At 52.9% G+C, this 11681-nt stretch carries 10 protein-coding genes and 1 pseudogene; 7 read left to right on the top strand and 4 right to left on the bottom strand.

Features of this window, described 5'->3' with window-relative positions:
• Window positions 1–113: 113 nt before the first annotated feature.
• The 4 genes from trpB to Q4C79_RS12080 form a co-directional block, all read right to left on the bottom strand.
• On the bottom strand, window positions 114–1316 hold the full coding sequence (trpB, locus tag Q4C79_RS12065) for a tryptophan synthase subunit beta (protein ID WP_303091269.1): 1203 nt from the start codon (window positions 1314–1316) through the stop codon (window positions 114–116).
• A gap of 187 nt (window positions 1317–1503) precedes the next feature.
• Complete coding sequence (locus Q4C79_RS12070) at window positions 1504–2142, bottom strand: phosphoribosylanthranilate isomerase (protein WP_303091270.1); 639 nt, start codon at window positions 2140–2142, stop codon at window positions 1504–1506.
• Between the two features lie 14 nt (window positions 2143–2156).
• Window positions 2157–2762 carry a bifunctional 2-polyprenyl-6-hydroxyphenol methylase/3-demethylubiquinol 3-O-methyltransferase UbiG gene (locus Q4C79_RS12075; RefSeq protein ID WP_303091271.1) on the bottom strand — a complete coding sequence of 202 codons (606 nt, stop codon included), beginning with the start codon at window positions 2760–2762 and terminating at the stop codon, window positions 2157–2159.
• A gap of 97 nt (window positions 2763–2859) precedes the next feature.
• Entirely contained in the window at window positions 2860–3729 is an 870-nt protein-coding gene (locus tag Q4C79_RS12080; RefSeq protein WP_303091272.1) for a YicC/YloC family endoribonuclease, read from the bottom strand.
• 103 nt (window positions 3730–3832) lie between these two features.
• On the opposite strand from Q4C79_RS12080, the gene rph reads away from it, so the two are divergent.
• The 7 genes and pseudogenes from rph (at window position 3833) to recX (ending at window position 11556) form a co-directional block, all read left to right on the top strand.
• Window positions 3833–4573, top strand: a complete 741-nt coding sequence (gene rph / locus Q4C79_RS12085; protein ID WP_303091273.1) for a ribonuclease PH — start codon at window positions 3833–3835, stop codon at window positions 4571–4573.
• Window positions 4574–4752: 179 nt separating this feature from the next.
• Window positions 4753–6564, top strand: a complete 1812-nt coding sequence (locus Q4C79_RS12090) for a monovalent cation:proton antiporter-2 (CPA2) family protein (RefSeq protein WP_303091274.1) — start codon at window positions 4753–4755, stop codon at window positions 6562–6564.
• Window positions 6565–6907: 343 nt separating this feature from the next.
• Window positions 6908–8125: an aspartate kinase gene (locus tag Q4C79_RS12095; protein WP_303091275.1), complete on the top strand. Its 1218-nt coding sequence runs from the start codon at window positions 6908–6910 to the stop codon at window positions 8123–8125.
• A 59-nt stretch (window positions 8126–8184) separates the two neighbouring features.
• Window positions 8185–8403, top strand: a complete 219-nt coding sequence (locus tag Q4C79_RS12100) for a hypothetical protein (RefSeq protein WP_303091276.1) — start codon at window positions 8185–8187, stop codon at window positions 8401–8403.
• A gap of 334 nt (window positions 8404–8737) precedes the next feature.
• Window positions 8738–9966: pseudogene (gene uhpT, locus Q4C79_RS12105) on the top strand (hexose-6-phosphate:phosphate antiporter).
• 312 nt (window positions 9967–10278) lie between these two features.
• Window positions 10279–10992: a phosphoglycolate phosphatase gene (locus tag Q4C79_RS12110; RefSeq protein ID WP_303091277.1), complete on the top strand. Its 714-nt coding sequence runs from the start codon at window positions 10279–10281 to the stop codon at window positions 10990–10992.
• Between the two features lie 84 nt (window positions 10993–11076).
• On the top strand, window positions 11077–11556 hold the full coding sequence (gene recX / locus Q4C79_RS12115) for a recombination regulator RecX (protein WP_303091278.1): 480 nt from the start codon (window positions 11077–11079) through the stop codon (window positions 11554–11556).
• Window positions 11557–11681 lie beyond the last annotated feature (125 nt).

Here is an 11681-nt window from a genome sequence, read left to right on the forward strand (position 1 = left end):
CCGTGGGAGATTTTATGACTGCATTACTACGGAGCTCTTATTTTAATTGACTATACATTGTTGATAAGCGGCATGGCAGCCACTGGGCAAAACCTTCAAGCCCGTCGAAACCTTTACAGCTCAATACCCTTAAGCTTGGCAACAGTATTGATATCTTTATCGCCGCGGCCGGACAAATTCACCAGAATCACTTGATCCTTACCCATTTTCGGTGCATTCTCCACCGCCCACGCCAAGGCGTGGCTGGATTCGAGCGCAGGAATAATGCCTTCGTATTGGCACAACAAATCAAACGCTTGCAAGGCCGCATCATCGTTGGCGGCATGATATTCGACACGGCCGATATCGGCGAGATAGCTGTGCTCCGGGCCGATGCCGGGGTAATCCAAACCAGCCGAAACGGAATGGGTGCCCAGCACTTGGCCGTTTTCATCCTGCATCAGATAGCTGCGGAAGCCGTGTAACACGCCAACAGGCGCTTTGCTGGTTATCGGCGCAGCGTGTTCGGACGTGTGCACACCGTGGCCGCCCGCTTCTACACCGATCAGGCGCACACCAGCCTCTTCGATATACGGATAAAACAGGCCGATGGCGTTGGAGCCGCCGCCCACGCAGGCCACCGCCACATCGGGCTGGCGGCCGATGGCTTCTAACATCTGCTCTTTGGCTTCGTTGCCGATCACGCATTGGAAATCGCGTACCATTTCCGGATAAGGTGCCGGGCCGGCGGCAGTGCCGATGATGTAAAACGTATCGTCCACACAAGCCACCCACTCGCGCATCGCTTCGTTCATGGCGTCTTTCAAGGTGCGGCTGCCGCTCGCCACACTCACCACGTTGGCGCCCAACAATTTCATGCGGAACACGTTCGGCGCTTGGCGCTGAATGTCGTCGGCACCCATGTAAACATGACATTCCATGCCGAAACGGGCAGCCACGGTGGCGGAAGCCACACCGTGCTGGCCGGCGCCGGTTTCGGCAATCACACGTTTTTTACCCATGCGCTTGGCCAGCAAAGCCTGGCCTATGGTGTTGTTCACTTTATGCGCACCGGTATGGTTAAGGTCTTCGCGTTTCAACCAAATTTGCGCGCCGCCGAGTTTTTCAGACAGGCGTTGCGCATGGTAAACCGGGCTGGGGCGACCGACATAATGTTTCAAATCATGGCGGAAAGCCTCCCAGAAAGCCGGATCGTTTTTCGCTTCCCGATAAGCATCGGCCAATTCCTGCAAAGCGGGAATCAGGGTTTCGGAAACATACACGCCGCCGTGTTCGCCGAAAAAGCCTTGTTCGTTGGGGGCTTGGTAGTTTTGCATTGTGGTTCATTCCTTAAAACTGAAATGCGGGCGCACGCTTTGGCACGCTCTAAAAAAAAGAGATTCTTTTGATTGTAAAAGCCTTGCGTATCAAGCGGCATGAGCTTGGCCGGATTCGGAAAGCGGCATGAAAAGATTGTGTTCCGGCTTATCCGGCTGAACACAAAGGCTCCGGCCGACGGGAATTTTATTCAGGTTCCGATATCTTTGGTTCATCCAAAGCCGCCAGCAAGGCCGCTATTTTTTCCGCCGACTTGATTCCCGGCGCACTTTCTACGCCGCTGGAAACATCGATAATCTTCGCACCGGTTATTTTAACAGCTTCTCCAATGTTTTCGGGGTTAAGCCCGCCGGAAAGTATCCAGTGGCCGCTTAACTGATCGGGCAGCATGGCCCAATCGAAGCGGTGCCCTGTTCCGCCGTATTCGCCCTCGATATGGGCATCGAACAATACCGCGCGGGCATCCGGATATTGTTGCTGCGCCGCGATGATGTCACCGGTATTTTGCACCCGCACCGCTTTAATATACGGGCGGTCGAACTGGCGGCAAAATTCGGGCGTCTCGTCGCCGTGAAACTGCAAAATATCAACCGGCACCTGCGCCAGCACCTGCCGTATGCGCTCGGTATTTTCGTTCACAAACAACGCCACCACGCTGACAAACGGCGGCAATACGCGCACGATTTCCTGCGCCTGTTCGATGCTGACAAAACGCTTGCTTTGCGGATAAAACACCAGCCCGACGGCGTCTACGCCCAACTGCGCTGCCGCCAAAGCGTCTTGCGGGCGGGTAAAACCGCAGATTTTGCTCCGTATCATCTTCATTTCCAATTCATGCTTCACGCTTCTTGCGGCTTGCGCCCCAACAAATGAACCAACGAGCTCATGCCCTGATGGCGGCTGCCTTCGCGTACTTCACGACGCACGTGTTCGACCACGATCCATTCCAAACCTTCGAAAGTATCCACCATTTCGCGCAAAGTACCCAGGCGCTCTGGATCGCTCGGACCGCCGGTGCCCAACATCACTTGTTCGGGATGGTAATACACGCCGACAAAATAACCGCCGGGTGCCAAACCTTCGATAATCCGGCGCGCCAAATCGCTGCGCTGCGGCTCGGGAAAATGGCAGAACACGCTGGCAATCACTTGATAATGCGCTTCGGGAATCGCCATGGCGGTAATATCGGCCACGCGCGTAACAAAGCTTACGCCTTTTTCGGCTGCCAAGCGCGCGGCTTTGGCCAAACCCACCTCCGACATATCCACGCCTTCGGCTTCCAAACCGTGTTGCGCCAGAAAAATACCGTTGCGTCCCTCGCCGGTTGCCAAATCCAGCGCCTTGCCCTTTCTGGGCAGGTGGTGTGCGACGGATAAAACAAATTCGTTGGGCTCCGTACCGAAAGCATAATCATCGCCCAGATAACGTTCGTTCCAATCGGCCATGCTGTTTTCCTTTTGCTTTTCCGTGGTTCCAATGAAAACGCTCGATGCCTGTCTGAAAAGCATCCTATCATTTTTTCAGACAGGCATGATCTTACGGTTATTCGATATTTTGTACCTGCTCGCGCATCTGCTCGATCAACACTTTCAACTCTACCGAAGCTTGGGTACATTCGGCGGCAATTGCTTTGCTGCCCAAAGTGTTGGCTTCACGGTTGAGCTCCTGCATCAGAAAATCCAGCCGTTTGCCGATACTGCCCTTGGGCTCGCTGACGATGCGGCGAACTTCGGCGATGTGGCTGCGCAGACGGCTGAATTCTTCGTCCACATCGGCTTTTTGCATATAAAGCGCAAATTCTTGTTTCAAACGGTCTTCTTCGATGTTTTCCACCGCCTCGGCCAAACGGGCGCGCACTTTTTCCAAATAAGCCTGCAATAAGTGCGGGAACAATTCCGCCAGCGCATCGACGATGCCTTCCATCGCCTCGAGCCGCTCCAAAATATGCTCTTGCAATTTGCGGCCTTCACGCGCCCGGGCGGCGACAAAATCGCCCAACGCCGCTTCCATCAGTTTTTCCACTTCACGGGCAAACGCTTCTTCGTCTTCACTCTTGCTGCTCAAAACACCGGGAAATTTTAAAATATCCGCCACACTCAATTTCGCCAAACCTTCGTATTGTTTACGCCATTGGGTATTCAAAGCGGCCAGCTCGTCCACCAGCTCCCGATTAAGCTTCAACACCGCTTCGCCGCTCTCCACCGGCTGAATCTGAATCCGGCATTCCACTTTGCCGCGCAGGGCGTGTTTCGCTACCCGTTCGCGCAAAGCACTTTCCAGATAACGCAAATCATCGGGCATTTTAAACTGCACATCGAGATAACGGTGGTTGACCGAACGAATATCCAGATTGATGCGTTTGGCGCCGCATTCGCCTGCGGCATTGGCAAAGCCGGTCATGCTGTGAAGCATAGGGTTTTCTCCTGAAAGGGGTTGAGTGAAAGCGTTTCCGAATATAGCACAATCCTGCGCTATAATTAGCGATTTATTTAACCGCCATACAGAAAGCAAGCAGATGACCGATTATATCCGCACCGATCGCGCCGCCGACGAGCTGCGCCCCCTCACCTTCACCCCCAATTTTCTGCCGCATGCCGACGGCTCGGTTTTAATCGAATGCGGCAATACCAAAGTCATCTGCACCGCTACCGTTGAAGATAATGTTCCCCCTTTCTTGCGCGGCAAAGGCCAGGGTTGGGTAACCGCCGAATACGGCATGCTGCCCGCCTCCACCGCCAGCCGCATGCGCCGCGAAGCGGCGGCCGGCAAACAATCCGGCCGCACCCAGGAAATCCAACGCCTGATCGGCCGCTCGCTGCGCGCGGTAGTCGACATGAGCTTGTTGGGCGAGCGCCAAATTCTGATTGATTGCGACGTTATCCAAGCCGACGGCGGCACCCGCACCGCCAGCATCAGCGGTGCATTCGTCGCTTTGAGCATAGCCGTGCAAAAACTATTGGACGAAGGCGTGCTGATTACCTCTCCACTGAAAGACACCGTAGCCGCCATCTCCGCCGGCATGGTCGGCGGTGCCGCACTGCTTGATTTGGATTATCCCGAAGATTCCGGTTGCGACAGCGACGTCAATATGGTGATGACCGGCTCCGGCAAACTAATCGAAATACAAGGCACCGCCGAGGGCGAACCTTTCAGCATGGAAGAATTGCAGCAATTGCTTGCACTGGGGCAAAAAGGCATTGCCGAAATCACTGCTTTGCAAAAAGCCGCCTTCCGCAGCGTGTTTCCGAATTTATAGTATTTTCAATTAAATTAAATGCCTGTCTGAAAACTTTTTTTCAGACAGGCATTACTAAACAAACCTAATCCCGCATTTTGCCCCTCAATAATTTTGCACTGTTTACGCAGCGGTGCTGAACAACAGATGGAATCTGGGCATGATGCAAGCTTAATCATTTCAACTAAACGGAGCAAATTATGGCAGCAGCACAACACGGGCCGGATATCGTCCATATTGTTGCCTTGTTGGCATCGGCAGTGATTGCCGTACCCTTATTCAAACGGCTCGGGCTGGGCTCGGTTTTGGGCTATCTGGCCGCCGGGCTGGTGATTGGTCCTTATGGTTTCGGCTGGTTCAACGATCCGCAAACGATATTGCATGTCGCGGAATTGGGCGTGGTGATTTTCTTGTTTGTTATCGGCTTGGAAATGAATCCTACCCATTTATGGCATTTGCGCAAACAGATATTCGGCTTGGGCAGCATGCAAGTGGTCGCCGCCGCCATTTTGCTCACTTTTGTCGGCATTTTGTTCGGTGTTTCGTGGCAGGTAGCGTTTGTCAGCGCTTCCGGTTTTGTGCTCACCTCCACTGCAATCGTGATGTCGGTATTGGGCGAGCGCAATGAATTGTCCACCTCGCACGGGCAGAAAATCGTCTCGATTCTCTTGTTTGAAGACTTGCTGATTGTGCCCTTATTGGCGGTGGTCGCCTTTTTGTCGCCCCAGCACACCGAGAGCAGCACGCCTTTGTGGCAAAGCATAGGCATCGCCCTGCTCTGCCTCGGCGTTTTGGTAGCGGTGGGGCTGTGGTTGCTCAACCCGCTGTTCCGTCTGCTGGCGCGTTATAAAGCGCGCGAGGTGATGACCGCAGCGGCACTAATGGTGGTGTTGGGCGCCGGTTTGCTGATGGAAATAGGCGGTTTATCGATGGCGATGGGGGCGTTTCTGGCCGGCGTGCTGTTGTCGGAATCCAATTTCCGCCACCAGCTCGAAGCCGATGTCGAACCTTTCCGCGGCTTACTGCTCGGCCTGTTTTTCTTGGCCGTCGGCATGTCGTTGGATTTAAAAGTAGTAGCCGCCAATTGGGGCATCATTCTCTCGGGCGTATTGGCGCTGATGGCGGTTAAAGCCGTCTGTATTTATATCATCGCCCGCATCGCGCGCAGTACACATGACGAAGCGCTGGAGCGTGCTGTACTGATGGCGCAAGGTGGTGAATTTGCTTTCGTACTGTTCGCCGCGGCCTTATCGCAAGGCGTTATCGACGCCACCGTCAATGCCAATATGACCGCTATCGTCGTACTCTCGATGGTGCTGACACCACTGTTTATGATTCTGCACGGCAAACTGCCGAAAACCGCTCCGGCCCAGCGTGATGCCGATACCATCAACGAGCAACACACCGTGTTGCAAGCCGGTTTCGGCCGTTTCGGCCAGATTGTCAACGGCGTGCTCACGGCCGCCGGCTACCGCTCCACCATTATCGATTTGGATGCACAACTGGTCTCCGGCATGGATAAATACGGCATCAAGAGTTATTACGGCGACGCCTCCCGCCCCGAATTGCTGTTAACCGCCGGCTTGGAAAAAGCCAGCGTATTGGTGGTGGCAATAGACGATCGCGAGCGCGCCTTACAGATTGTCCGGTTTGCCCGCGAAGCCAATCCCAACATTAAAATCGTTGCCCGCGCCTATGACCGTCGCCATACCTTTGATTTATTCAAGGCCGGCGCCGACGAAATCATCCGCGAAACCTTCGATTCTGCCGTACGCGGCGGCAAACGGGCGTTGGAATATCTGGGGATGGAACACGAAACGGCGGAAAAAGTGGGCAACCTCTATTACCGGATGGACCGCAACGGTATGGGCAAAATGGCGGTGTTGTACGAACCGAGCGACGATATGTTCAGCAACCACGCCATGATAGAAGAAGGCCGGCGCCAAGACCAACGCACCGCTGAAGCCGTACAAGCCATGCTCAACGGCGAAGAAGTAGACGAAAGTCTCTAAAGCGATACAGCCAAACGAAATGCCTGTCTGAAAATAAATTTCAGACAGGCATTTGTTCAACTCATTTCATACATTGCTTTTCTTGAACTTCATGCTAAAACGCGGGATAATAACGCCCTATTTTCTAAGTTAGCCCTGATTGAATCTGATGAAGGTTTTTGCAAGCGATTCCGGCCGGATAAGGCGGGTTTGACGGTTCTTCCGCCAAACCCGAAACGGCATGGTAAGGCACAAACCGACGCGATTTTTTCGGGGCTTTCTTGTTGCAAACACAACCCGAAGCGGTTGCATACATAACGATTTATCTTTTCCGCTTACCTTCCGTTACCCAGAAAGCAAAAAAATGGCTTTAATTGTACAAAAATACGGCGGCACCTCGGTCGGCTCGCCCGAGCGCATCAAAAACGTGGCCAAGCGCGTGGCGAAAACCCGCGAAGCCGGTCACGACGTGGTGGTAGTCGTATCCGCCATGAGCGGCGAAACCAACCGATTGGTGGCGCTGGCGCATGAAATGCAGGAATTCCCCGATCCGCGCGAATTGGATGTGGTACTGGCCACAGGCGAACAAGTCACCATCGGACTGTTGGCCATGGCGCTGAAAGACATCGGCGTCGATGCCAAGAGTTATACCGGCTGGCAAGTTGCCGTAAAAACCGACAGCGCGCACACTAAAGCACGCATCGAAGACATCGACGACACCGCCATGCGCGCCGATCTGCAACAGGGTCGCGTGGTGATTGTCGCCGGTTTCCAAGGCGTAGATTCCAAAGGGAACATTTCCACCCTCGGCCGCGGCGGTTCGGATACTTCTGCCGTAGCGCTGGCTGCTGCCCTCAAGGCAGACGAATGCCAGATTTATACCGATGTGGACGGCGTTTACACCACCGACCCGCGCGTAGTACCCGAAGCTCGCCGTATGGACACCATCACCTTTGAAGAAATGCTGGAGCTGGCAAGCCTGGGTTCCAAAGTTCTGCAAATCCGCTCGGTGGAATTCGCCGGCAAATACAAAGTGCGCCTGCGCGTATTGAGCAGCCTGATTGACGGCGGCGACGGTACATTAATCACCTTTGAAGAGGACAACAACATGGAAAGAGCTGCCGTATCCGGTATCGCATTCGATAAAAACCAGGCCCGTATCAACGTACGCGGCGTACCCGACAAACCCGGCATTGCCTATCAGATTCTCGGTACTGTGGCCGATGCCAACATCGAAGTGGACATGATCATCCAAAACGTGGGCGACGAGGGCACCACCGATTTCTCCTTCACCGTTCCGCGCGGCGACTACAAACCAACCCTGGAACTGATGAAAGGCCTGAAAGACAGTTTGGGCGCCACCGAAATCGACGGCGACGACGGCGTGTGCAAAGTATCGGTAGTCGGCTTGGGCATGCGCTCGCATGTGGGCGTGGCTTCCAAAATGTTCCGCACCTTGGCAGAAGAAGGCATCAATATTCAGATGATCTCCACTTCCGAAATCAAAATCTCAGTATTGATTGACGAAAAATACATGGAACTGGCCACCCGCGTACTGCACAAGGCCTTTGAATTGGAATAATTTCCTAAAGCGGATTAACTTAACTTTAGCGAAGGCTCTGCTGCCCGATATCGAAGGAATTGAATCCGTTATTAAGAGTGCATACCGTTGCCGGACAACACGGTGAGATTGGCAATGGTATGACTACAGAACTATGCCTGTCTGAAAACAGCTATAAGCGTTTTAGCGAAGCTAAAAGTTTTCAGACAGGCATTTTTCATCCTGTGTACCATCTGCCGCTTGCTGCCGTATCGAAGTCATTAAATCCGCTATCTTTTGTTATTAAGCAAATACTTTAATGCCCGCAAGCGTATAATCGTCCGCAGGCAGCACCCGCCTGAAATTCTTGCCTTTTCACCGTACGTAGTTCATAAAAACAGCAGGGTGCGCCCGTTCTTCGGCAGAACTTTTTATTCAAACAGATTATCGGAAAACCCTTTCATATTCCTATCGAAATCAAAGGAGTTTGATATGTCCGGTTTTCTTTCCATCAAAAAAATCCCCAATCGTAATATTCCCATTGCAGAACAGCGAAAGATGTGGCTTAGGCAGTTTCTGAAAGCCTTTATGGTCGTATTTCTGACCTATATGTGCATGTATCTGATCCGGAACAATTTCAAAGCGGCCCAACCGATGATGAAGGAACAGCTCGGCCTCACCACCTTGCAGCTCGGTTACATCGGTTTGGCCTTCAGCATCACCTACGGCTTGGGGAAAACCTTGGTAGGCTATTACATTAGCGATAAAAACACCAAAAAATCGATTTCCATAATGCTGGTGTGCGCAGCCGTTACCGTATTGGCCATGGGCCTGCTGTTAAGCGCCTACGGCTCGGTTATCGGCATTTTTATCGTATTATGGGGTTTGAACGGCTTGTTTCAGGCGCCGGCGGCCCCGCCTCCTACTCCACCATTTCGCGATGGGCGCCTCGCAAAGAACGCGGGCGTTATTTAGGCTTTTGGAATATGTCGCACAACATCGGCGGCGCAATCGCCGGCATGATCGCCTTATGGGGCGCCAACGTCTTTTTCGGCGGCAATGTGTACGGCATGTTTATCTTTCCCGCCCTCATCGCCCTACTGATCGGTATTGCCGGTTTCTTTATCGGCAAAGACGATCCTGAAGAGCTGGGCTGGAACCGTTGCGAAGAAATCTTCGGCGAACCGGTGGAAACCGAAAATACCCAAGCCGACGAAATGCCGATGTGGCAAGCCTTTACCCGGTTTGTTCTGAAAAATCCCTGGATTTGGATTTTGTGCGTTGCCAATATCTTCGTTTATATTGTGCGTATCGGCATCGATAACTGGGCGCCGCTGTATGTAACCGAAGTACTCGGCTTCGGCAAAATGGATGCGGTCAACACCATTTTTTATTTTGAAATCGGTGCGATGCTGGCCAGCATGAGCTGGGGCTATATTTCCGACCTGCTCAATGGCAGGCGCGCCGCCGTATCGGTTGGCTGTATGGTTGCGATTATCTTTGCCGTTATGCTGTACCGCAACGCCACCAGTGTTTTGATGGTCAACGCTTCTCTGTTTCTGCTGGGCGCCCTGATTTTCGGCCCGCAGTTGCTGATCGGCATTTCTCTGGTCGGTTTCGTGCCGAAAAAAGGCATCAGCGTGGCCAACGGCATGACCGGCACTTTCGGCTACCTGTTCGGCGACTCCATTGCCAAAGTAGGCCTTGCCGCGATTGCCGATCCGAAAAGCGGCGGCCTGACTTTTTTCGGCCACACCCTGCACGGCTGGAGTGATGTTTTCGTGGTCTTTTATCTGGCACTGTTCGCCGGTATTGCCCTGCTGCTGGTGGTGGCCTTCGGCGAAGAAAAACGCATCCGGGATCTGAACAAACAACTCGAATAATTTGACGCGCAAACATCCGTCGGATTCCGGCGGGTGTTTGCTATCATTCTCTTCATATTTATATTAATTTTTTCCGTCCGCTTTTTCAGACAGGCATAAACCCTTGGCAATTTAAAAATATATTCCGTTCCCCTTATGCTTGATGCAAATATTCCATCATAAGGGCAAAATTCTACACACAGATTTCGTGTATATTCCCGTGCCCAAACAGGTTTGATTTGGCCGATACGGCAAAATCAGGCTGCGCGGTGCCGGCAATCGCGTTTTTCGCTATAATCAATCCATCTACAACCACTTTTCTACCGCTCAAAAATGACTACACCCGCCATCGAACACGTTCAAGCCGTCGCTTTTGATTTGGACGGCACCCTATGTGACTCGGTTGCCGATCTGGCTGCCGCCGCCAACGCCACCCGCCGGCATCTGGGCTTACCCGAACTGCCGGAAAAGACCGTAGAAAGCTATGTCGGCGACGGCATTGCCAATCTGGTTCACCGCGTGCTTACCGACAGCCGCGACAGCCAAGCACCGCAGGATCAATGGGAGGCCGCCTTCACCTTCTTCATCACCTATTACCGCGACCATCTCAGCATTTACACCCGCGCCTATCCTCAAACCGATACCGGCTTGGGCTTGCTCAAATCGTTGGGCATTCCGCTGGCGGTGATTACCAACAAAAACGAATTGCTGGCCGCCGAACTGCTGAAACAGCTGCAACTGGCCGACTATTTCAGCCTGATACTCGGCGGCGACAGCCTGCCCGAGAAAAAGCCCAGCCCGCTGCCCTTGCAACACGCAGCCGAAGTATTGAGCGTGGATGTGAAAAACATGCTGATGGTAGGCGATTCGCACAATGATATTTTGGCAGCCAAAGCCGCCGGCTGTTTGAGCGTGGGCGTGAGCTACGGTTACGGCGACATGGCGGAACTCTCGGCCGATCCGGCTACCCGCCCCGATTGGATTATCGACTCCCTACCGCAGATTTACGATCACCTGCGCCCGCAAAAAGAGCAGGAAAACGCTTAAATAACAAGCATGCCTGTCTGAAAAAGCAAAGCTAAATGTTTTCAGACAGGCATTTGTGTTTCACACCTCCCTGCTGCTTTGATGATGCCGATACAAAAATCCCTACGCGCCCGTGCGCTCGATATTCTTTCCCGCCGCGAAATCAGCCGTGCCGAACTCAAGCGCAAGCTTGCGCCCTATGCCGAGAACGAGGAAGAAATTGAGCGCGTACTGGCAGAATTTGCCGAGCGCAACTGGCAATCCGACGAGCGTTTCGCCGAAGCCTTTGTCCACAGCAAAAGCCGCCGCTACGGCAGCCTGCGCCTGAAACAATCATTGGCGGCCAAAGGCATTGATGCCGATACCGCCCGCGAATTTCTGCCGGATGCAGACAACGAATTGCAAACCGCCATAGCGGTATTGCGAAAAAAATTCAAATCCCCTGCTAAGGATTTGAAAGACAAACAAAAACAAATGCGTTTTCTGATGTACCGCGGTTTTTCCGCCGATACGGTACAAAGCGCACTGAAACAGGCTTGGGTAGCAAACGGCAATGAAGAATGGGAAGACGAATATCCGTATTGAACCAAGGATGAGACCTTTACGAAAATCTATTCGATACTTTAAATATAGTCGATTCAAATAAAATGTCCGTTGGAGCGCGGACGTTTTCGTCCGCTTTTTATGTATGATTCTGGATATTTTGCGGA

It is taken from the genome of Neisseria sp., assembly GCF_030523955.1.
Classification (GTDB): Bacteria; Pseudomonadota; Gammaproteobacteria; order Burkholderiales; family Neisseriaceae; genus Neisseria.